The 21,944-nt window shown below is 71.5% G+C and carries 21 protein-coding genes; 7 read left to right on the top strand and 14 right to left on the bottom strand.

Annotated elements, in window-relative coordinates:
* Position 1: 1 nt before the first annotated feature.
* Positions 2–1,441, bottom strand: coding sequence for a WS/DGAT/MGAT family O-acyltransferase (locus ASE01_RS17505; RefSeq protein WP_235536081.1), 1,440 nt, complete (start codon positions 1,439–1,441; stop codon positions 2–4).
* 175 nt (positions 1,442–1,616) lie between these two features.
* Between ASE01_RS17505 and ASE01_RS17500 the strand changes: the two genes are divergently transcribed.
* On the top strand, positions 1,617–1,970 hold the full coding sequence (locus ASE01_RS17500; RefSeq protein WP_056755195.1) for a hypothetical protein: 354 nt from the start codon (positions 1,617–1,619) through the stop codon (positions 1,968–1,970).
* 8 nt (positions 1,971–1,978) lie between these two features.
* The gene (locus tag ASE01_RS17495; protein ID WP_056755731.1) at positions 1,979–3,307 is read left to right on the top strand and encodes a hypothetical protein; all 1,329 of its coding nucleotides are present in this window, start codon (positions 1,979–1,981) and stop codon (positions 3,305–3,307) included.
* On the opposite strand, the gene ASE01_RS17490 is transcribed toward ASE01_RS17495, so the two are convergent.
* Complete coding sequence (locus tag ASE01_RS17490) at positions 3,297–4,493, bottom strand: AAA family ATPase (protein ID WP_056755192.1); 1,197 nt, start codon at positions 4,491–4,493, stop codon at positions 3,297–3,299. The genes ASE01_RS17495 and ASE01_RS17490 overlap by 11 nt on opposite strands.
* The gene (locus tag ASE01_RS17485) at positions 4,490–5,179 is read right to left on the bottom strand and encodes a hypothetical protein (protein ID WP_157537471.1); all 690 of its coding nucleotides are present in this window, start codon (positions 5,177–5,179) and stop codon (positions 4,490–4,492) included. The genes ASE01_RS17490 and ASE01_RS17485 overlap by 4 nt, the downstream gene beginning before the upstream one ends.
* 102 nt (positions 5,180–5,281) lie before the next feature.
* Here ASE01_RS17485 and ASE01_RS17480 point away from each other — a divergent pair, with 102 nt between their 5' ends.
* Positions 5,282–5,518, top strand: coding sequence for a helix-turn-helix domain-containing protein (locus ASE01_RS17480; protein WP_056755189.1), 237 nt, complete (start codon positions 5,282–5,284; stop codon positions 5,516–5,518).
* A gap of 14 nt (positions 5,519–5,532) precedes the next feature.
* On the opposite strand, the gene ASE01_RS17475 is transcribed toward ASE01_RS17480, so the two are convergent.
* From ASE01_RS17475 to sigE, 3 genes are read right to left on the bottom strand one after another with little or no spacing between them, the layout of a single operon-like run.
* Positions 5,533–6,999, bottom strand: coding sequence for a S1C family serine protease (locus ASE01_RS17475; RefSeq protein WP_056755186.1), 1,467 nt, complete (start codon positions 6,997–6,999; stop codon positions 5,533–5,535).
* 43 nt (positions 7,000–7,042) lie between these two features.
* Positions 7,043–7,528 carry an anti-sigma factor family protein gene (locus ASE01_RS17470; RefSeq protein WP_056755183.1) on the bottom strand — a complete coding sequence of 162 codons (486 nt, stop codon included), beginning with the start codon at positions 7,526–7,528 and terminating at the stop codon, positions 7,043–7,045.
* On the bottom strand, positions 7,525–8,148 hold the full coding sequence (sigE, locus tag ASE01_RS17465) for an RNA polymerase sigma factor SigE (protein WP_056755728.1): 624 nt from the start codon (positions 8,146–8,148) through the stop codon (positions 7,525–7,527). The genes ASE01_RS17470 and sigE overlap by 4 nt, the downstream gene beginning before the upstream one ends.
* A gap of 170 nt (positions 8,149–8,318) precedes the next feature.
* Here sigE and ASE01_RS17460 point away from each other — a divergent pair, with 170 nt between their 5' ends.
* The gene (locus tag ASE01_RS17460; protein WP_056755180.1) at positions 8,319–8,975 is read left to right on the top strand and encodes an O-methyltransferase; all 657 of its coding nucleotides are present in this window, start codon (positions 8,319–8,321) and stop codon (positions 8,973–8,975) included.
* A 10-nt stretch (positions 8,976–8,985) separates the two neighbouring features.
* Here the strand turns inward: ASE01_RS17460 and ASE01_RS17455 are convergent, their stop codons facing one another.
* From ASE01_RS17455 to ASE01_RS17430, 7 genes are all read right to left on the bottom strand, one after another.
* Positions 8,986–10,572, bottom strand: coding sequence for a leucyl aminopeptidase family protein (locus tag ASE01_RS17455; protein ID WP_056755177.1), 1,587 nt, complete (start codon positions 10,570–10,572; stop codon positions 8,986–8,988).
* Positions 10,569–10,736, bottom strand: coding sequence for a DUF3117 domain-containing protein (locus ASE01_RS24065; protein WP_082606179.1), 168 nt, complete (start codon positions 10,734–10,736; stop codon positions 10,569–10,571). Before ASE01_RS24065 ends, ASE01_RS17455 begins: the two co-directional genes overlap by 4 nt.
* A 224-nt stretch (positions 10,737–10,960) precedes the next feature.
* Complete coding sequence (locus ASE01_RS17450) at positions 10,961–11,647, bottom strand: DUF6278 family protein (protein WP_056755174.1); 687 nt, start codon at positions 11,645–11,647, stop codon at positions 10,961–10,963.
* 7 nt (positions 11,648–11,654) lie between these two features.
* Positions 11,655–12,383 carry a TIGR00730 family Rossman fold protein gene (locus ASE01_RS17445; protein WP_056755171.1) on the bottom strand — a complete coding sequence of 243 codons (729 nt, stop codon included), beginning with the start codon at positions 12,381–12,383 and terminating at the stop codon, positions 11,655–11,657.
* On the bottom strand, positions 12,380–13,501 hold the full coding sequence (dapE, locus tag ASE01_RS17440) for a succinyl-diaminopimelate desuccinylase (RefSeq protein WP_056755168.1): 1,122 nt from the start codon (positions 13,499–13,501) through the stop codon (positions 12,380–12,382). Before dapE ends, ASE01_RS17445 begins: the two co-directional genes overlap by 4 nt.
* A gap of 69 nt (positions 13,502–13,570) precedes the next feature.
* Positions 13,571–16,813: an isoleucine--tRNA ligase gene (ileS, locus tag ASE01_RS17435; RefSeq protein WP_056755164.1), complete on the bottom strand. Its 3,243-nt coding sequence runs from the start codon at positions 16,811–16,813 to the stop codon at positions 13,571–13,573.
* 263 nt (positions 16,814–17,076) lie between these two features.
* Entirely contained in the window at positions 17,077–19,230 is a 2,154-nt protein-coding gene (locus tag ASE01_RS17430; protein WP_082606178.1) for a serine/threonine-protein kinase, read from the bottom strand.
* Between the two features lie 78 nt (positions 19,231–19,308).
* Between ASE01_RS17430 and ASE01_RS17425 the strand changes: the two genes are divergently transcribed.
* From ASE01_RS17425 to ASE01_RS17415, 3 genes are all read left to right on the top strand, one after another.
* Complete coding sequence (locus ASE01_RS17425) at positions 19,309–19,791, top strand: DinB family protein (protein ID WP_157537469.1); 483 nt, start codon at positions 19,309–19,311, stop codon at positions 19,789–19,791.
* A gap of 46 nt (positions 19,792–19,837) precedes the next feature.
* On the top strand, positions 19,838–20,632 hold the full coding sequence (locus ASE01_RS17420; protein WP_056755157.1) for an acyl-CoA thioesterase: 795 nt from the start codon (positions 19,838–19,840) through the stop codon (positions 20,630–20,632).
* Positions 20,633–20,950: 318 nt separating this feature from the next.
* A complete protein-coding gene (locus tag ASE01_RS17415) occupies positions 20,951–21,355 on the top strand; it encodes an HNH endonuclease signature motif containing protein (protein WP_056755153.1) in 405 nt (134 codons plus the stop codon).
* A gap of 129 nt (positions 21,356–21,484) precedes the next feature.
* On the opposite strand, the gene ASE01_RS17410 is transcribed toward ASE01_RS17415, so the two are convergent.
* Complete coding sequence (locus ASE01_RS17410; RefSeq protein ID WP_056755149.1) at positions 21,485–21,922, bottom strand: hypothetical protein; 438 nt, start codon at positions 21,920–21,922, stop codon at positions 21,485–21,487.
* Positions 21,923–21,944 lie beyond the last annotated feature (22 nt).

The following is a 21,944-nucleotide window of genomic DNA, read 5'->3' as shown; positions in this document are numbered from 1 at the left end:
TTCAGGCGCCGCCCTTGCCCCCGGACCTCGGCTTGGTGGCGCGGCGCCCACGCGGTGCCCGCTGACGGGTCGCGGAGGACAGCTCGAGCAGCTCGTCCAGCGCCTCACCGAGGCACACGCCCAGCAGGTCGGCGTCCGGGATCCAGTCGCGGTCGGCGGTGAGTCCGTAGTAGACCCCTCCGTCGTACGACGTGACGCTGATCGCGAGCGGGTGGCCGGCCGTGAGCGGCGGCACGGGATAGCTGGCGAGCATGCGGGCGCCCGCGGCGTACAACGGCGCCTGTGGACCGGGCACGTTGGTCACCGAGAGCTGGTAACCACGGCGGAGCTCGGTCGAGGCGACCCTCGAGCCGATGGCGTGGAAGGTCGTCGGGGCGAAGCCGGCCACCCCCGCGAGGCGGTTGGCCGCGACGCTGCGGCCGGTGTCCTTGTGCGCCTGGAAGGAGTACGACACCTGGTGGAGTCGCACCACCGGGCTCGGCTCGCCGATCGGGAGGTCGACGAAGTGGGCCGCGATCTGGCTGCCCAGTGACGTGGCCTCGAGCTCCTCGTCGATCACCGACACGGGGACGACGGCACGAACCTGTCGCAGCCCGCCCATCGACTCGGAGCGGGCCATCAGCCAGGCTCGCAGGGCACCGGTCACGGTCGCCAGGATCACGTCGTTGACGGTGCCCCCGTGGGCCTCGCGCACCTTGCGGTAGTCGGAGAGCCGGGTCTCGACGGTGACGATGCGACGCTGCTGCGAGAGGGGGCCGTTGATCACGCCCCGGGACTTGGTTCGGCGTCCGGTGGCGGCGGTGACGAACGACCTCGCGCGGGTGCTGCGCCGGTCGGCGGTGCGGGCGAGCGCGCGCGAGCCGGTCCGGACCGTGTCGAGCAGGGAGGACGGGTCGGTGAGGTTGTCGCGGACCGCTGTGCTGAGCAGGCGGCCCGGGTTCGGCGCACGGCGCGGCGTCCAGTCGTCGGGGTCGAGCTCGCGGGCCTCGGGGTGCAGGTCGAGGAGGAGCTGGCCGAGATCGACGGTGTGGACGCCGTCGACGAGCGCCTGATGGGTCTTGGTCAGGACGGCCACGCGGCCTCCCTCGAGACCCTCGACGAAGTAGGTCTCCCACAGTGGGCGGGTGCGGTCCAGGGGGCGGGACACGATCCGCGAGACCAGCTCGAGGAGCTGGGCGGGCGTGCCGGGGCGGGGCAGGGCCGAGCGCCGGACGTGGAAGCCGAGGTCGAACTTCTCGTCGTCGACCCACACCGGGTTCGCGAGGTGACCGGGCACGCCCTGGATGCGCTGGCGGTAGCGGGGAACGAACGCGATCCGGTCGCGGATCAGTGCGACCAGGCGGGCGTGGTCGAAGGCGTTGTCGCCGTCACCGGGCTCGAAGATCTCGATGGTGGCGTTGTGCAGCGGAGTCTCCGGCGTCTCCTCCTCGAGGAACGCCAAGTCACGCGGATGAACCCGATCCACCACGTCGATCTCCAGCCTGTGCGCGGACCCCTCCGGCGGATCGACGTCCGGCCCCATCCGGACGCCTTGGGGTCACCGTGAGATTCTGGCAGACAACCAGGAGCAGGGCCTGCAAGGTCCACGAACCGCGCTCCGCGACCGAGGAGGATCCATGCGACGCGCAGCCGGCGCCGTACTCATCAGCTTCGCCCTGCTGGCCACCACGGCCTGCGGCGGCGGGGACGACAGGACGAGCACGGACGAGCCCGTCGTGATCGACATCGCGATCAAGGACGGCGAGGTCGACCCGAGCGGCGATCGGGTCGACGTGGGCGCCGGGCAGCCGGTGGACCTGGTCGTGACGGCGGACGTCGCAGGCACCCTGCACATCCACTCGGACCCGGAGCAGGAGCTCCCCTACGACGCGGGAACCACGACGATCCCGATCGCGATCGACCGACCCGGGGTGGTGGCCGTGGAGTCCCACGAGCTCGACCAGGTCATCGTCCAGCTCGAAGTCCGGTGATCCCCGGCGTGAACGGCACCGTCGAGGCGCACGGCATCGGCGGCCAGGCCGACCTGCCCATCTCGCTCGGACTCGCCGTCTCCGGCGCCGTGGCGGCGCTGGTCATCTCCTTCACCGTCCTGGTTCTGGCCTGGCAGCGTCCGAGGTACGACGACGGCCCGCGCCGCGAGCGGCTGGCGCCCGCGCTGCTGGACGGCCTGACCCGCTCGGCATGGTTCCCGGTCGTGCTGCGCACCGTCGGCGTCCTGCTCGCGGGCTTCACCATCCTGTGTGCCGTGGCCGGCCAGGACACGCTCACGAACCCCTTCTTCGGGATCTTCTACGTCTGGTGGTGGGTGGGACTCGTCTTCGCCTCCGCCCTGCTCGGCCCGGTGTGGCGCGCGATCAGCCCGGTCCGCACGCTGAACGCCGCGATCGCCAGGCTCGCCGGCAGCGATCCCGACGTCGGCCTGGTGGCCTACCCCGAGCGCCTGGGCCACTGGCCCGCGGCACTGGGGCTCTACGCCTTCGTGTGGCTCGAGCTCGCCTACGCCTACCCGACCGAGCTCGGCTCGGTCCGGTTCTGGTGCGCGGCCTACCTCGGCGTGATGCTCGTGGGTGGCGCCGTGTTCGGCAACCGCTTCTATGAACGCGCCGACCCGTTCGAGGTCTACTCGTCGCTGATCGCGAAGCTGTCGCCGTGGGCGCGCAACGACGAGGGCGCACTCGTGCTGCGCAGCCCGCTCGCGAACCTCGCGACGATCGAGCCGCGGCCGGGCATGGTCGCCGTGGTCGCCGTGCTGTTCGGCAGCACCGCCTTCGACTCGTTCCGGGAGTCGACCTTCTGGGTGAAGACCTACCAGGACGCGAGCATCAGCAAGGTCTGGCTCGACAACGGAGCCCTGCTGGCCTTCGTGCTCATCGCCGGCCTCCTGTTCGCCGCGGGGAGTGCGCTGACGCCGTCGGCCGGGGAGGTGCCGCGCAAGGAGCTGCCGCGCCGCTTCGCCCACTCGATCGTGCCGATCATCCTCGGCTACATCCTCGCCCACTACCTGACGCTCTTCATCGACGTCGGCACCCAGACCCTGGCCCGGGCGAGCGACCCTCTGGGCAAGGGGTGGGACCTGTTCGGCACGGCTGCCGTCGAGCCGTCGTACTGGTTCTCCTACCACCCGTCGGTGCTCGCCTCGATCAAGGTGCTCGCGGTCGTGATCGGCCATGTCGTCGCCGCTGTCGCCGCCCACGACCGCGCCCTGATGCTGCTGCCCAAGCGGGACCAGATCACCGGCCAGCTGCCCCTGCTGGTCGTGATGGTGTCCTTCACCGCGGGCGGCCTGATGCTGTTGTTCAGCGCGTAGACCCGGCCATCGCGTCGAGCAGGACGCCGATCGCCCGCGTCAGCGCGCCGTCCCCCGACTCCACCAGCAGGCGACCGCTGACCAGGGCCCGGTCGACGGCCGGTTGGTCGTCGGGCAGGAAGAACACGCCGCGGCTGGGCCCGAACCCCGCGAGCATCGCGACCACGTCGGCCTCCCGCCAGCCCAGGGTCGGGCGCATCCGGTTGACCACGATCCACGGGACGAGATCCGGGGCGAGGTCGTGGGCCTCGGTGACGGCCCGGGCGAGCCGGGCGAGTCCGACCGGGTCGGCGGACCCGACGAGGACCAGCTCGTCGGAGGACTCCAGCGCCTCGCGGGTGAGGTCGTTGCGGCCCGGTCGGCCCAGGTCGGTGGCCGGGTCCGGCTCGATGCTGAAGCCGGTGTCGAGCACCACCTGGGAGTCGCGGCGCCCGCGATCGGCCAACGCCGCGAGCACACCCGGGCGGACCTCGGTCCACCGGTCGGGCCGCGGCAGCCCGGTGATGACGCGCAAGCGGTCCGAGAGCCGTCGCTGGATCGTCGAGAAGCGCTCGTCGTGGCTGCCGGCAGCGACGAGTCGGGCGCCGGCCAGCAGTCCGGACACCTCGTCGAGGATCCCGAGCTGCTGGGCCACCGCCCCGCCGTGCGGGTCGGCGTCGACCAGGAGTGCGTCCAGGCCCCGTCGGGCCAGCTCACCGGCGAGCCCCGAGGCCACTGTCGTCCGGCCGGGCGCTCCCCCGGGGCCCCAGACCGCGATCACCCGCCCCGGCTGCCCCGCAGAAGCTCCCAGCGGCACGTGGGCGACCTCCAGCGGAGCCGGGACGGTCGTCCCGGCCGGCAACGCCGCCACCACCTCTGCGAGCTCCTCGATCCGGGCCGCGTCCAGCACGGTGCGGACGCCGGTCTGCTGTGCGCGGGGTTGGGCGGCGCCCGGGTCGGCAGCCACGCCGATCACCCGCACGGCGTACCGCCCGAGCTCCTCGACGACGTCGTGGTCGAGGCCGGCGAGCTCGACGCCCAGGACCGCCACGTCGGCCTGACCGGTGCTCGCCGCCGCGATCAGGTCGGCCACGTCGACGCAACGCTTGAGCACCACGGTCGATGGGTGCGACCGGAGCACGGCCAGCGCCGTCGCCTCCCAGGCAGCGCCCGTCGAGACCAGGAGGACGACGTGCACGGCGCTCACGAGCGCTTCAGGATCCGGATGACCGGATCGTGCAGGGACCCGAGGAGTCGTTCGAAGTCGGCAGCACCCTCCTCGGCCACGGCCACGACGATCTGCCGGGTCCCGGAGACCGCGAAGGTGTCGTCGAAGGCGGGCGCGGCCACGACGGTCACCCGGCTCAGCGCCGGGCCGTCCGGCGCCTCGTCGGCGGCCCCCGGCTCACGATCCGCGGCGCCGGCACCGTCCGCCACCCAGACGTCGACCACCGAGCCGGTCCCCACGTCGGGCGGCACCCGTTGCGGGTCGACGGCCAGCGGGACCTGGAGCATGGGGTCCTCCGTGGCCTCCCCGACCGCCGATCGCGCCAGCAGCTCACCGGCCCCCACACCGCGGGTCAGCACCAACCCGTCGGGCACGGGCTCGTCGGCGGCGAAGTAGCGCTCGACCGAGTCACCGGCGGCGAAGCGCACCCGCTCCACGACCAGGTCGTCGCCGGTCAGGGGCGTCCCGCTGCCACGCTCCGACTCGACGGCCCACACCGCGACCGTGTCGTCAGCGGCGGCCATCAGGCGCGCGCCCAGCACGACGGAGCCGGCGACCAGCAGGACGCCGATCCACAACCTCGGGTCACGCCAGCCCGGCCGGGCCACTCGCGTGGCCTGCGGCGGGACGGACGTGCCCGGAGAAATCCCGAGATCTCTTCGCACGGGGTCATCATGCAGGCCACGGGCCCGCCCCGTCACCTGCTCCTCCACAGCTGGCGCGGGCCGGAGGGTCACGACCGGGGCCGTGGATGCAACGATGTGCCCATGGCCGACTCCCCCCGGTTCCTGACCCTCGCCGACGTGGCCGAGGTGCTGAACACCTCCAGCGCCCAGGTCTACGCGCTGGTCCGGCGCGGGGAGCTCGCCGCGATCAAGATCGGTGGCCGGGGCCAGTGGCGCGTCGAGGGATCACGCCTCGAGGAGTACATCGCCGACCAGTACCGCCGCGCTGAGCAGTACGTCGTCGAGCACCCCTTCGAGGACTCCGACGCCGAGGCCTGAGGACCGGGCGGTCCTCAGCCCGTCTCGGTCTCGCCGTCCAGCGTGACCTCGATCTTCTGCTCGTCAGAGCCGCGTTCGACGGTGAACTCGATCGTCTGTCCGGGCTGGTAGGTGCGGATGGCGACGATCAGCGCGATGCCGTCGACGACGCGCGATCCGTTCACGTGGGTGATCAGGTCGCCCTTGCGCAGACCGGCTTCCTGAGCAGGGCTCTTCGCGATGATCTCGTCCAGCTCGGCGCCCTCGCCGGTGGGGATGCCGCCGGTCTTCACCTTCGCGCCGATGACGGGGTACTGCGACTTGCCGGTCTTCAGGATCTGGTCGGCGGTGACCCGCACCTGCTCGACCGGGATCGCGAAGCCGACCCCGATGTTGCCGGCCTCCTTGTCGACCGAGCCGCCCCCGGCCGTGGCGATCGCAGAGTTGACGCCGATCACCTCGCCCTTCTGGTTGACCAGCGGGCCGCCGGAGTTGCCGGGGTTGATCGCGGCGTCGGTCTGCACGGCGTCGATGAACGACGAGTCGTCGGCCGAGGAGCCGGTCGTGACCGGACGGTGGAGGTAGCTGACGATGCCCGAGGTCACCGTGCTCGGCAGGCTGAGCGGGGACCCGATCGCGACGACCGGCTCACCCACCTGGAGCTTCGCGGAGTAGCCGAGCTTGGCGGGGACGAGGTCCTCGAAGTCCTTGACGTACAGGATCGCCAGGTCGTAGACCGGGCTGCGGCCCACCACGGTGGCGTCGTAGCGGTTGCGCTCGTTGTCGACGACGACGATGGGACCCTTGTCCTTGGCCGCGTCGGCGACGACGTGGTTGTTGGTGACGATGTGGCCGTTGCCGTCCATCACCCAGCCCGAGCCGGTCGCGCCGGCCTCCTGGCCGTCGTACTCGGCGATGATCTGGACGGTGCTCGGGAGCACGGCCTTCGCCACGGCAGCGACCGAGTCCGGTGCGGCCAGGGGCGCGGAGTCCTCGAGGTCGACGTCGGCGAGCCCCCCGTCGACGAAGCCGGGGCCGTCGGTGTCGTCAGCGATCTTGTCGTAGCCCAGCGCGCCGAGGAAGCCGCCGCCGAGACCGACGACGAGGGCGAGCAGCGCCACGAGCGGCCAGCGCCAGACGGTGCCGGACCCGGCGGCGCCGGGGGCGGGACGGTGCACGCTGAGATCGGCCGGCGGCGGTCCCGGAGGGACCGGCGGCATGAGGGAGGGCGCGAGCGCGTCGGTCGGCAGGATCGCCGTTGCCTCCGGACCGGAGGGCGGCGTCGGCTGACCGACCGGGACAGCAGGCGTGCCCGGCGCAACCGGCGTGGCCGGGAGGCGGTGCACCCCGGCGGCGGGCGGTGCCCACTGCGCCGTGGGGTCCGGCTCGACGAACGGATCGGGCTCGATCGGCTCCGGCTCGACCGGCGGCACCGGCTCGGCCGGAGTCCCCTGGTCGATCGGTTGCGTCGGTTCGCGGTCCGCGTCCTGCTCGTCGTTCACCTGCACATCATTGCCGATCACCCCAGCGGGAGTGGTTCAGGCCTCAGGGAAGCATGCGGCTGATCGGGACGGGAGCGCCCGGGACGTGGCTCGTGCCGGGAACCGATCCCCCCGTCGAGGGGCTCGCCGGGGCAGAGGGCACGGAGGTGCTGATCTGCGTGACCGGCGGTCGGCGGTCAGGGGCAGGCGTGCTGCCCGCGAAGCCGAGTGCGACGACCCCGAGGAGCGCAGCGCCGACAGCACCGCCCCCGAGCATGACGGCGCCCGTCGTACGACGCTGGGCGTGCCCGCCACCGGCGAGGAGCGCCTCCCCGGGCGGCATGCTCATCAGCGAGCCCTTGAGCCCCGACGGCGCCTCGCGCTCGCCCGTGCACAGGCCGGCCAGGCGGGTCTTGACCCAGCCCTCGCGCTCGACGAGGTCCCGGCAGGCATGGCACGCGTAGACGTGCTCCCAGGCCTCCTCGGTGTCGCGGGCGCTGAGCTGACCGTCGAGGAGGGCGCTGACGCGCGTGCCGAGGTGTCCGATCACGTTGCGCCCCCGGCCACCGTCACCGGCGCAGGACCGGCGTACTGGGTCCGGCCCTCGGTCGGCGCCCGGTGGGCCAGGGCGGTCCGCAGCAGCGCGCGGCCGCGGTGGATGCGGGAACGGACGGTGCCGAGCTTGGCGCCGAGGATCTCGGCGATCTCCTCGTAGGTCAGTCCCTCGATGTCGCAGAGGACCACCGCCGCCCGGAAGTCCGGGGGCAGGGCGGAGAGGGCGGCCTCGACGTCGTCGTCGAAGGTGCGCTCGGAGTAGGCCGTCTCGGGAGCCGGCGAGGCGCTCGCGATGCGGGCGGCGCGCTCGTCGGAGAGGGCGTCGAAGCGGATCCGCTGCTTGCGACGCGCCTGGTCCAGGAAGAGGTTCGTGGTGATCCGGTGCAGCCAGCCCTCGAAGGTCCCCGGCGTGTAGGTGTGCAGCGAACGGAAGACCCGGACGAACACTTCCTGGGTCAGGTCCTCGGCGTCATGACGGTTGCCCGTCAGGCGCAGCGCAAGGCGGTAGACGCGGTCGGAGTGATCCTCGACGATGTTCTCCCAGGACAACCCGGCCGCGGCCGGGTCCTGGGGACCCGCGGTGGGCGGGACCTGGGCATCGACGGGCTCCCTCATGGTGGCCTTCTTCCACTGGATCAGTGCCAAGGTCTCCTGGCTCCTCTCACGGTAGGGCTCGGTCCTGAGTGTTCCCTGTGAACAACCTCAATCATTGCCGACAACGAACGGCAGGGACGCACTGTTCCCGCCTCCGACGTCCGCGGCGACGCCGGGCATAGGGTGGCGTCGTGGCTCCGACACCGATCAATGCGACCAGCTGGACCTTCGCCGACACCTATGTCGACGAGGACGACGTCCTGGCTGCGGCCCGGGCTCGCGCCGAGGAGGTCGGCGTCACTCCGATCGGCTCCGGCAGCGGCGCCGCGCTCCGTTTCCTCGCCTCGGTCATCGAGGCGCGAGCAGCGGTCGAGATCGGCACCGGTACCGGTGTCTCGGGCGTCTGGATCCTGCGCGGAATGCGCTCCGACGGCGTCCTGACGACCGTCGACGTCGAGGCGGAGCACCAGCGTCTGGCCCGCGAGTCCTTCAAGGAGGCGGGCATCGCTCCGCAGCGGGCCCGCACGATCGCCGGCGCAGCACTCGACGTGCTCCCCCGGCTGACCGACGGCCACTACGACCTGGTGTTCGCCGACGGCGACAAGCGCGAGTACGGCGCCTACCTCGACGAGGCGCTGCGTCTGCTGCGCCCGGGCGGCGTGGTGGCGTTCGACAACGCCCTGTGGCACGGCCGTGTCGCCGACCCGTCCCAGCGCGACGAGGAGACCGTCGCCGTGCGCGACCTGGTCCAGCGGGTCGCGGAGACCGAGGGCCTGGTGCCCGTGCTCCTGCCGGTCGGCGACGGACTGCTCGTGGCCAAGAAGGAATGGATCCCCGAGGCTGACTGACCGGGTCGGCTCAGTCGCCGATGCCCGCGACGGGCTCGGGGGTGCCCAGCCAGTGCAGCAGGAGGCGCGCGCCGAAGCCTGAGGGACCCACGGTCCACTCGTGCCACTCCTTCTCGACGTCACCCACCGAGGCGATGTCGAGGTGGGCCCACGGCACCGTGCCCACGAAGTGCTGCAGGAACAGCGCTGCCGTGATCGCGCCGGCACCGCCGGGGTCGTTGCTGGCGTCCGCGACCTTCGAGGCCAGCTTGTCCTCGTAGCCGGCGTACAGCGGGAAACGCCACAACGGCTCCCCTGCACGATCGCCGGCCTCGGCCAGCGCGGTCGCGAGGACGTCGTCGTTGGCGAAGAGGCCACCCACCTGCTGGCCCAGCGCGACCTTGACCGCGCCGGTGAGCGTGGCGACGTCGACGACCAGCGTCGGTGAGAGCTCGCTGACGGCGTACGCGAGGGCGTCGGCGAGGACCAGGCGCCCCTCGGCGTCGGTGTTGCCGACCTCGGTGGTGCGCCCTCCCCAGTGCCGGATGACGTCACCGGGACGCAGGGCGGTGCCCGAGATGGCGTTCTCGGCCGCGGCGACCAGACCGATCACCCGGACCGGGCAGTCGACGTCGGCCAGTGCGGCCATCGTGGCCATCACGACGGCGCCACCGGTCATGTCCCGCTTCATCGAGCCCATCGAGGCACTCGGCTTGATCGAGAGACCGCCGGAGTCGAAGGTGATGCCCTTGCCGACGAGCACCACGACCGGGAGCTTCTTCGCCGCACGGGAGGACACGCCTGCCGGGGTGTAGTCCAGGCGGATCAGACGAGGCGGTGTGGCTGACGCGGCGCCGACCGCGAGGAGACCACCGAAGCCTTCCTTCGCCAGGCGCTTCTCGTCCCACACCTCGAGGTCGAGCCCGGCAGCACGGGCGATCTCCTCGGCCTGGCCGGCCAGCCACGCGGGGTTCTTCAGGTTCGAGGGCACGGTCGCCAACAGGCGAGAGCGCCAGCCGGCGCCCCCGATCGCGACGGCCCGCTCGATGACGGCCCGGTCCGAGGTCAGTGTCGGAGCGGCGAGCACGATGCGACGCACCGGCTGGTGCTCCGGTCCGTCCGAGCGCCAGTGGAAGACGAAGCCGCCCAGCATCGCGCCGACCACGAACGCCTCGATCGCCGAGGCCGTGTCGTCCTGGACGGCCGGGATCGAGGTCGCCACGGCGCCCCGGTCGCGGGTCGCCCGTGCGAGCGCGGCGCCGGCCCGGCGCAGGTCCGTGTCGCGGGCACCGCCCACGCCGACCAGCACCACGAGCCGGAGCTCGGGGTTGTCCTCGGTCCCACCGGGGACGGGAACGGTGGCGACCTCGGCGGTCGCACCACTCAACCCGTGGATCTCGGCGACACCGACCAGGTCGAGACCCAGCTGGTCGGCGAGCTCGGCAGCACCCGGTCCGAGCAGGACCGGGCCGCCGTCATCGCCGGGCAGGACAGGAAGAGCGACGACGTCGACGCCCTTGATGGAGCCCGGCAGGAGATCGCTGACCGCGAACTCCGGGGGCGAGACCTGGCCCGGCAGAACCGGGACCGGTGGGGCACTGGTGCCGGGCGACGTCACCCGACCACGGTCTTGAGCGCGTCGCCGAGCGCGGATGCCTCCTCGGCCTTGAGCTCGACCACGAGCCTGCCACCGCCCTCGAGCGGGACGCGCATGACGTACGCGCGACCCTCCTTGGTGACCTCGAGCGGACCGTCACCGGTCCGAGGCTTCATCGCCGCCATGCGGCACCCCTCTTCCACTAGCTCTGCGAGCTGCCGGGCGCCCTGTGCACCCGGCTGTGCGCTCGACCATTATCGCCTATGCCTCGCAACGAGCGCAGCCCAGACCTCACCTAGGGCGCGCCGGGCGCGTCGTCGGGCCCCGGCAGGGGCGTCATCGCGACGCCCGAGGCGCCCCGGCGGGCGCGGACAGCGAAGGTCCCGAGAAGGAGGCGCACGGCGGGAAACTACCGCGAGCCCGCGTCCGCGTCCGCGGCCGCCAGCGCCGCCTGGAGGAAGAACGCGATGCTGTCGCTCTCGTCGCCCTCGTAGCGGCTCATCGCCTTGCCGATGGGGTTCTCGAAGCGCCCCGAGGGCATCGCCACCACCGGGAGATCGCCGAAGACCGAGTGCCTGCCCCAGTCCGCACCGGGCACCGCACGCACCAGGATCTCGCCGACGTAGGCGCCGGCCGCCCAGACCTCGTCGTTCTCCTCGGCGCTGCGTCCCTCGCGCTTGAGGGACCACTGGTCCAGGAGCGACTCGACCTGGTCGACGCTGTCGGTGGAGAAGTCGAGGATGTCGCTGCCGATCGGATGCCCGGCCGCCCACTGCTCGGCGATCCGGCGCACCTCGGCGGCCGGCCCCGGAACGGCCTCGGCCTCACGCGCGAGCGGCGCCGCATCCTCCAGCTGGCCGGCCAGTCGCGCGAGCAGCGCGTCCACCTCGGCCATCCGGTAGCCACGGAAGGTCAGCGAGAAGCGCACCTTGCGCAGGTCGGCAGGGCTGACCGGTCGGTGCGCGGGCACGAGGGCGTCGGGCCGGTCGTCGTACGCCGGCGCCATGGGCTCGCCGTGGCCCGCCGCGAGCATGGCCACACCACCCATCGCCAGCACGATCAGGACGGCGAAGACCCACATCATCGGATGCGACATGACGTCCTCAGGCGTGCCGTTCGCGGGCAGCCACCATGAGCGCGACCGCCTCGTCGACGTCGTCGGTCAGGGTGAGCATGTCGAGATCGGTCTGCTTGATCCGTGCGTCCTCGAGCATCGATCCCTGCATCCAGTCGATCAGGCCCTGCCAGTGCTCGACGCCCATCAGCACGATGGGGAACTGGGTGATCTTCAGGGTCTGCGCGAGGGTCATCGCCTCGAACAGCTCGTCGAGCGTGCCGAGGCCGCCCGGGAGGACGATGTAGCCCTGGGAGTACTTCACGAACATCATCTTGCGCACGAAGAAGTAGCGGAAGTTGAGACCGAACCCGACGTAGTCGTTGAGCTTGGCCTCCCACGGCAGCTCGATGCCGAGGCCGATGCTCTCGCCACCGGCTTCGACGGCGCCCCTGTTCGCAGCCTCCATCGCGCCGGGTCCGCCGCCGGTGATCACTGCGAAGCCGGCTTCGGCGAGCGCCCTGCCGACGCGGACACCGATGTCGTACGCCGGGTGCGTGTCCGGGATCCGGGCCGAACCGAACACCGAGATCGCCGGGCCCACCTCGGCGAGGTCGTTGAAGCCCTCGACGAACTCGGCCTGGATCTTGAGCACCCGCCAGGTGTCGGAGTGGACCCAGTTGCTGTCACCGCGGTTGTCCAGCAGCCGCTGGTCGGTGGTCGAGCCCTCGGGCCTGCCCTTGCTGGGTCGGGGGCCGGGTCCGTTGCGCCTCGTCATGAGTCGTCCTCCTGCTGGGGGTGCTGGGGGTGCTGGGGGGTGGTGGTCCGGCCATGCAGCCAGGCGGTGAGCTGCTGCTCGCACCGCTCGACCTGGGCGACCTCGACGTGTTCGTCCTGCTTGTGGGCCAGCATCGGGTCGCCGGGGCCGTAGTTGACCGCAGGCACGCCGAGGACCGTGAACCTGGCGACATCCGTCCATCCGAACTTCGGGTGCACGTCACCTCCGACGGCCTCGATGAACGCTGCCGCGGCCGGCCGGTCCAGACCCGGGAGCGCCCCGGGAGCCGAGTCGGTCAGCGTCGTCTCGAAGCCCGCGAAGAAGTCCTCCACGAAGGCCAGCGCCTCGGCCTCGCTGCGGTCCGGGGCGAAGCGGAAGTTGACGGTGACGACGCACTCGTCCGGGATCACGTTGCCCGCGACCCCGCCGCTGATCCCGACCGCGTTGAGTCCCTCGTGGTACTCCAGTCCGTCGATCACCGGTCGCCGCGCCTCGTAGGCGTTGAGCCGCGCCAGGATCTCCCCGGCACCGTGGATCGCGTTGACCCCGCGCCAGCTGCGTGCGGAGTGGGCCCGCTCGCCACGGGTGCGGACCTCGACCCGCAAGGTGCCCTGGCAGCCCGCCTCGACGCCTGCGTTGGACGGCTCCATCAGGATCGCGAAGTCGGCCTCGAGCAGCGCGGGATCGGACTCCCCCAGCAGCCGCAGACCGTTGAACTCCGAAGCGATCTCCTCGGCCTCGTAGAGGACGTAGGTGACGTCATGGACCGGCTCGGTGAGGGTGGCAGCCAGCTTGAGGATGACCGCGTCGCCACCCTTCATGTCGCAGGTGCCCAGTCCGTGCAGGATCCCGGCCGCCTCGTCGAGGCGGCTGGGCATGTTGGCGTTGACCGGCACCGTGTCGAGGTGCCCGGCGATCACGACCCGCGACGGGCGGCCGAGGTCGGTCCGTGCCACGACCGTGTGGCCGCGTCGTACGACGGACAGGTGCGGCAGCGCGCGCAGCGCCAGCTCCACGGCGTCGGCGATCACCTGCTCGTCACGGCTGACCGACTCGATGTCGACCAGCTGGCGGGTCAGGGTCACGACGTCGGCGCTCAGATCAAGGGCGGGCGGCACGGGACCAGTCAATCAGGCGCACCACCACGAGGCCCGTGAGGCACCGCCGTGGCGATGCCTCACGGGTGCTCAGGCGCGCTCGAGGACCAGCCGGACGAGCTGGTCGTCGCCGACCTCGACCGTGGTCGTCTCCCCGGCGAGCTCCTCGACCACGTCGTACGACGTCGCCAGAGTCTCCCCCGCGATCAGGGCCTCGTGGGCCCGGACCGCCTCCAGGGCGCCGGCGCTGCCGCTGAGGGTCAGCTCGATCCGGTCGGTCACCTCGAGGCCCGAGTCACGGCGCAGCTGCTGGACGGCCCGGACCACGTCGCGGGCCAGGCCCTCCTGCGCGAGGTCCGGCGTGACGACGGTGTCGAGCACGACGAAGCCGCCCGCGGGGAGCATGCCGGTGGCCGCGCCCTCGGCGGCATCGCCCGCGACGGTCTCGAGCGTGTACTCGCCCTCGACGAGCGCCAGTCCCCCCGCGGTGACAGTGCCGTCCTCGGCGACGGACCAGTCGCCGGACTTCGAGCCCTTGATCGCGACCTGGACCTCCTTGCCCAGGCGCGGACCGGCGGCCCGGGCGTTGACGCTGAGCTTCTGCTCGACGCCGTACCCGGCCGCCTCGTCGGACGTGGTGGCGACCAGCCGCACCGACTTCACGTTCAGCTCGTCGGCGATGATGGAGGCGAAGGGCTCGAGCTGTGCCGGGTCACCCACGACGACGGTGAGATCGGCCAGCGGGAGCCGGTTGCGCAGGCGCGCTGCCTTGCGCAGCGCCGAGGAGGCCGAGCAGACCTCGCGGACCTGGTCCATCGCGGCGACGAGCAGGTCGTCGGCCGGCAGCTCCGACGCGTCGGGCCAGTCAGCCAGGTGCACCGAACGGCCACCGGTCAGTCCGCGCCAGATCTCCTCGGTGGTGAGCGGGAGCAGCGGGGCCACGGCCCGGCACACCACGTCGAGGACGGCTGCGAGGGTCTCGAAGGCCTCCGGCTTGCCCTCCCAGAACCGCTCGCGGGAACGGCGGACGTACCAGTTGGTGAGCACGTCGAGGAACGAACGCGTCGTCTCGCACGCATCCGCGATGGCGTAGTCGTCGAGCTCGACGGTCAGCTTCTCCACGAACTGGCGGGTCTTGGCCAGGAGGTACCGGTCGAGAGGGTCCGTGGAGCCCAGCGACTCGGAGCGGCCGACGCTGGCCTCGTAGTCCTCGGCGTTGGCGTAGAGCGCGAAGAAGTACCACGTGTTCCAGAGCGGGATCATCACCTGGCGTACGGCGTCACGGATGCCCTGCTCGGTGACGACCAGGTTGCCGCCGCGCAGGATCGGGCTGGCCATCAGGAACCAGCGCATCGCGTCGGCACCGTCGCGGTTGAAGACCTCGGAGACGTCGGGGTAGTTGCGCAGCGACTTCGACATCTTGTTGCCGTCGGAGCCGAGCACGATGCCGTGGCTGATGCACGACGAGAAGGCCGGCTTGTCGAAGAGCGCGGTGGCCAGGATGTGGAGCGTGTAGAACCAGCCGCGGGTCTGGCCGATGTACTCGACGATGAAGTCGGCCGGGAAGTGCTGCTCGAACCACTCGGCGTTCTCGAACGGGTAGTGCACCTGGGCGAAGCTCATCGAGCCCGAGTCGAACCACACGTCGAGCACGTCGCTGACGCGGCGCATCGTGGAGGCGCCCGTCGGGTCGTCGGGGTTGGGGCGCGTCAGGTCGTCGACCCACGGACGGTGGAGGTCTGGCTCACCCTGGGCGTTGCGGGGCAGCCTGCCGAAGTCGCGCTCGATCTCGGCGAAGGAGCCGTAGACGTCGATCCGCGGGTACTCCTCGCTGTCCGACTTCCACACCGGCACCGGGCTTCCCCAGAAGCGGTTGCGGGTGATCGACCAGTCGCGGGCATTGTCGACCCACTTGCCGAACTGGCCGTCCTTGATGTGCTCGGGCACCCAGCGGATGCCCTGGTTGAGCTCGGCCATCCGGGCCTTGATGGCCGTCACCTCGACGAACCAGCTGCTCACGCCCTTGTAGATCAGGGGCTCGCGGCAACGCCAGCAGTGCGGGTAGGAGTGGTCGTAGGTCTCGCGTCGCAGCAGGACCGTGCCGGGGGTGACCGCACCGCCCTCACCACCCTGGGTGACGGCCTTGAGGTCGTCGATGATGTGCGGGTTGGCGTCGAAGACCAGCATGCCGGCGTACTCGGCGACGGGGTGGGTGAACCGGCCGTCCTTGCCGACGGGCATCACGGGCTCGATGCCCTCGCGGTCGGTGACCTCCTTGTCGACCTCACCGAAGGCACCGGCACTGTGGACCATGCCGGTTCCGTCGGTGGTCGTGACGGCGTCGTCGGCGGCGACGACCCGGAAGGCGTTCTCGTGGCCGGCGAAGTAGGAGAACGGCGGCGCATAGGTGAGGCCGAGCAGGTCGGCTCCCTTGCCCTGCCAGGTCACGGTGGGCTCGTCCCCGAGCTCGCGGGCGTACGACGCGACGCGGGCCTCGGCGAGGACGTAGCGGGTGCCCTCGTGCTCGACGACGACGTAGTCGATGTCGGATCCCACCATCACGGCGAGGTTGCTCGGCAGGGTCCACGGCGTGGTGGTCCAGATGAGCAGCTTGGCGCCCCGGAACGGACCCTCGGTGGTGATGTCGAAACCGACGGTGACGGCCGGGTCCTGGCGGATCTTGTAGACGTCGTCGTCCATCCGCAGCTCGTGGTTGGAGAGCGGCGTCTCGTCGTTCCAGCAGTAGGGCAGGACGCGGAAGCCCTCGTAGACCAGGCCCTTGTCGAAGAGTCCCTTGAACGCCCAGAGCACCGACTCCATGAACTCGGGGTTCATCGTGCGGTAGTCGTTGTCGAAGTCGACCCAGCGCGCCTGGCGGGTGACGTAGTCGCGCCACTCGCCGGTGTACTTCAGCACCGAGGCGCGGCAGGCGTCGTTGAACTTGTCGATGCCCATCTCGACGATCTCGTCGGTGGTCTTGATGCCGTTGAGGCGCATCGCCTCGAGCTCGGCGGGCAGGCCGTGGGTGTCCCAGCCGAAGCGGCGCTCGACCCGCTTGCCGCGCATCGTCTGGTAGCGCGGCACGATGTCCTTGACGTAGCCGGTCAGCAGGTGCCCGTAGTGCGGCAGACCGTTCGCGAACGGCGGGCCGTCGTAGAAGACGAACTCGTTCTCGCCCCCCGCACCCGGGTCTCGCTGGGCCACCGACGCGCGGAAGGTGTCGTCCTCGGCCCAGTAGGCCAGGACGCGCTCCTCGATCTCGGGGAACCTCGGGGAACCCGGGACGGTGCCCTTGTCGCTGGCGGGGTCGGTGCTGACCTTCGGATAGGTCATCGGCCTGTGGTCTCCTGCGTCGTCGTTGCTCCGGGACGAGGACGACGTGTGCCGCGGTACCACCTCGATTGCCGTTCCCGCCGTGTGGCGCGGGAACGACCGCTCATTGGGGCTGTGACGGGCCTACCCGCCGGGGTCTACTGGGCTTGCGCTGTTCTTCCCGGGGCTCACCGCTGATGACGGCTCGAGCGCCTGTGGGACACAGCGTACGGCGCCGCGGACAGCGCCCGCCAATCGGACCCGTCCGGCGCAGTGGGCGCCCGTCAGGCGCGCTGGTCGTCGATCGCGGTGATGCAGAACCCCGAGGTCTCGCAGTCGTCGAGGACCCCCCACTTCTCGGGAGCGGCGAAGGTGCCCGCCTCGTTGCGCATCACCCAGATCGACTCCTCGCCCGCACTCGTCGCGGTGAACGCGAAGGCAAGGTCGATGTAGCCGTCACCGTCGAAGTCGGCCCGGGTGACGCGTGGCGCCGCCACCCCGGGCTCCGACTCGTGGTCGCTCACGTCACCGCCCTCCCAGTCGAACGCCTGGGGGGTGCCGCGAGCGGCGAAGCGCTGGCCGTCGTACTCGAAGAGGCGCACCTGCACCCTGCCGTCCCGGATCACGACGGTGACGCCGGAGACGCCGTCGGTGGCGAGGAAGTCGTCGATGACACTGACGCCGAGGTCGATGAGGGGCTCCACCACCCGGTCGCCCTCCACGTCGAAGGAGGTGCCGGTCGAGAGGAGCACCTGGAAGCCGGTCGGACCGTCGTAGCGGGCCGCGTCCTCGCCCGGCGCGACTGCCTCGGTCGGCGCGCCGAGGAGCAGGTCGTCGAGGCCGTCGCGGTCCGCGTCCGCCGCCCACATCGCACTGGCGTCGGGCGGTGCGTCCGCAGGCGTGCCCCAGTCCGCGGGTGCCTCGAGGCGGCCGTTCTCCCCCGCCCGGAGGACGCTGAGGCGGGTGGTCCCGTCGGCGTCGAGGTGGAGCATCGCCACGTCGTCGCGGTCGTCGCCGTCGAAGTCGCCGGTGACCAGGTCAGGGGTGCTCGCCGTGTCCAGCTCGATGTCGGAGCGCAGGCTGCTCAGCTCGCGGCCGGTGTCGTCGGTCACCAGGACGACGATCTCCTGCGAGCTGCCGCGGTAGACGAGCGACACCTGCTCGAGGCCCTTGGTCCCCGGCGCGACGTCACCCCACACCGATGCCGCCCGCCGGTCCGGGTCCGTGCGCTTCTCGGGCGTCAGGGACGAGCCGTCCGAGTAGTAGTTGATGCCGAAGCCCGGCGGGCTGTCCCCGTCGAACACGACGAGGTCACCGAAGCCGTTGCCGTCCAGGTCGAAGGCGACCGGCCCGTCGTACGGCGCGGCAGTGGGTCCCGACGACGGATCGGTCGGCACGGTCGACGGGTCGGTGTCCGGCGCAGCGCTCGGGTCGACGTCGTCGTCCGCCCAGGGACGGAGCACCAGGACCAGCGTCAGGGCGACGAGGACGGCGAGGACCGACACGGCCACGGCCGAGGCTCGCAGCCTCCGGCGGCTCGGTGCAGGTCCAGGACCGGCCGCGACCTGCACGGGGCCGGCGACGGTGGGGGCGGCCGGAGCGGGGCGCGTGCCCGGCGCCGTCAGTGCCCGGGCGAAGTCGCCGGCGCTGGCGAAACGGTGGCGCGGGTCCTTGGCCATGGCCGAACGGAGGGCGGCGTTGATCGTGGTCGCCGCGGGGTCCTCGGACGGGAGCTGCGGCACCGGCGCGCTCGCGTGGGCCTGCACCAGGGCAGCAGGGCTTCCCTCGTAGGGCGCCCAGCCGGTCAGGACGTACCAGAGCAGGCAGCCGAGGGCGTAGACGTCGCTGGCCGCAGTGGCGGGTTGCGCATCGGCGCGCTCGGGGGCCAGGTAGGCGAAGGTGCCCACCAACCCGCCGGGTTCCGTGTGCCGGGTGCCGCTGTCGGGCTGGGCGATGCCGAAGTCGCAGAGATAGGCGAAGAGGGGCCGGTCGTCCGGATCGCGCAGCAGCACGTTGCTCGGCTTGATGTCGCGGTGCAGGATCCCGGCACGGTGGGCGTCGTCCAGCGCCGTGGCGACCTGCGCGACGCAGCCGACGGCGAGATCGGTCGGAAGCGGACCCCGTTGCTCGACCAGCGCCTCCAGGTCACCCCCACGAACCAGCTGGGTGACGAGGTACGGCGTCCCGTCCGCGACCCCGTGGTCGAAGATCGCGATGATGTGGGGCGAGTCCAGCCGCGCCAGGACCTCGGCCTCGCGCCGGAACCGCGCGACGAGCTCGGCATCGTCGGCGTGGGCGGCGCTGATCACCTTCACCGCGACCGACCGTCCGAGGTCGGTGTCCGTGGCGGCGTACACGCTGCCCATCCCACCGCGGCCGAGGAGCCGGTCGACGCGGTAGCGGCCGAGCATGGTGCCCGGAGCAAGATGTCCGATCATGCGCTCCCCCGTCCCGATCCGTGGCTGCACCGCCGAGGCTACTTGCTCGAACCCCTCCGCCTCGCGTTGGCTGTCGCAATGACCGGAGAGCTGGCGAACTACCGCGACTACCTCACCCACCACCGCGCGACGCTCGAGCGCAAGTGCGACGGCCTCTCCCCGGCCCAGATGGCGACGAGATCCGTGCCGCCGAGCTCGATGAGCCTGCTCGGGATGGTCCGGCACCTGGCGCGCGTGGAGCACTTCTGGTTCCAACGCGCGCTGGTGGAGGTCGGTGGCGAGCGCTTGTACGACGACGGGGACGCCGGGTTCGCGGACGTCGATCCCACACAGGAGGCCGTGGACCGGGCCTGGGCGCAGTGGCGGTCCCAGGTCGCGTCGGCTGACGCCTGGCTGGACGCCTGTTCCGACGACGACCTCGGCACCGTCGTCACCTTCCGCAAGGGGACCGAGACCAGCAGTGTGCGCGACATCCTCGTCCACATGATCGAGGAGTACGCACGTCACTGCGGACACGCCGACCTGCTCCGGGAGTGCATCGACGGCACGACGGGAGAGTGACCACGGCCACGTCGAACGACCCGCCCCGCTCCGGCAGGATGGGCAGGTGAGCTACCTCCTCGACGACGCGGTCGCAGCCGAGCCCCTGGGCGGCGGGCTGTCCCGCGTCCGGATCACTGCCGACTGGAACACCGCCAACCAGACGCCCAACGGCGGCTACGTCCTCGCGCTCCTGCAGCACGCCGTCCTGCAGGAGTCCGCCCACCCGGACGCACTGAGCATCTCGATCACCTACTTCCGCCCCGCCCTGCCCGGTCCGGGCGAGATCCGGGTCCGCGAGGTCCGCAGGGGACGCCGGGTGTCGACGTACGACGCCGTGCTGGTGCAGGCGGACAAGGAGATCGCACACGCCGTCGTGAGCACCCACGACTGGGAGGCCGCCGGCACCGTCGAGCACACGCCCCACGCGGCGCCCGTCATCCCGCGCCCCGAGGACTGCGAGGACTTCGGTGCCCTGGTGCCCACGGGGATGGTCCCGGTCCTGGACCGGTACGCCTACCGCTCCCCCGAGGTCCCGGGCTGGCTGTCCGGCAAGCCGAGCGGCGTCACCGAGTCCCTCGGCTGGATCCGCGCCGCCGACGGCCGTCCCGTCGACGCACTGCTCGCCGGCGCCATGACCGATGCGTTCGCGCCGGTGACTGCGGAGATCGGCCACCTGGCGTCCGCGACCATCCAGCTGACCGTCCACTACCGACGCCGCCCCGAGACCCTGTGGGCCCTCGGCCACGTCACCAGCCGCCACGTCATCGCCGGCTACCACGACGAGGACGTCGAGCTGTGGGACGAGCAGGGTCGGCTGATCGCACAGTCGCGCCAGCTCGCCATCCTCACCAACGGGTGACCACTGCTGGTTGAGGAGTCCACCGCTTGCCCGTCGGCAGGTTCCGGCACCGGGTCACCGGGTCTCGAGACGGTCGCTGCGCGACCTCCTCGACCAACGGGGACGCCGCCGACAACAACGAATGGGTACGCCGGACAGACACCGTTGGTCGAGGAGGCCGCCCGCGGCCGTCTCGAGACCCCCGGCCACGATGCACCCGCCTGCCCATGGACAGGTTCCGGCATCGACTCACCAGGTCTCGAGACGGTCGCTGCGCGACCTCCTCGACCACCGGGTTTCCGCCTGCCGGTGGTTGTGTCGGTGGTTTCGTTATCCAATATGGGTACGGATCTCGGGACCGCATCCACCGCACTGATCGGCCGCAACGCCTCCGTGATCGCGGGGCGGGTGATGCCGTACAAGGCCCACCGCATCGCCGACCAGACCAAGTCACTGACACCAGACGCGGCCGCGTTCGTGGACCGCCAGCTCGACCGACTCATCGCCGAAGCCATCATCCGGTTCGACCCCGACCGGGCCGAGGCCGAGCTCCAGAAGGCGCGGGAGCATCGGTTCTGTGAGGTGTCCGAGGTCGATGAGCACGGCAACGCCCTCATCACCGCCGTCAAGTGCGACATCGACCACGAGATCCCCCACCACACGGGCGGACCTACCTGCCCCTGCAACCTCGACCCCCTCTGCCGCAGGCACCACCGCGCCAAGACCTTCAGCCAATGGCGCTAGCCCTTTGAACCCGCCCCCTCGCACCCGGCCACTTCCTCTGGACCAGCCCCCACGGCAGGCTCTTCCTCGTCGGCCCCGGCGGCACCAGAGCACTCGACCCACCCCGAGCAATCGAGCCCTGACAACCGCTCACCCCACGATCTCGACGATCCGCACCGACGTCCCCGCGTCCAGCGTCGGGGTGCTGAACTCGACCGATCCGCCGCGCCGGAGCTCGAAGGTCGTGCTCAGGTCGTTGTGGTCCGCGCCGCCCAGCCCGCCCACGGGCGCGAGGTCGTCGCTGGTGCCGAGCTCGATCCGGTCGGCGTGCAGGGCCAGGACGGTGACCGTGACCTCGTCGCCGATCGTGTCGACCGTGAAGGTCTCGCCCTGACCGACCGTGACCGAACGGGTCTCGGGCTCGGGCTGCTCTCGCTGCCAACCCGACCAGTCCTGCACGGTGACCTCCAGCTCGACCGGCGCGCCGCCGAGCCGCAGGCCGTCACCGTCCCCCTCGCCCGCACCGCCACCGCACGCGACGAGCAGCGGCAGGAGGAGCGCCGCGAGGGCGATTGCGGGCAACTTCACACCGAGAGTCATGTCCGTACCG

It is taken from the genome of Nocardioides sp. Root190 (genome assembly GCF_001428565.1).
Taxonomy (GTDB): Bacteria; Actinomycetota; Actinomycetes; order Propionibacteriales; family Nocardioidaceae; genus Nocardioides.
Note: the sequence above shows the minus strand (reverse complement) of the source record. Positions and strands in the feature narration are given on the sequence as shown.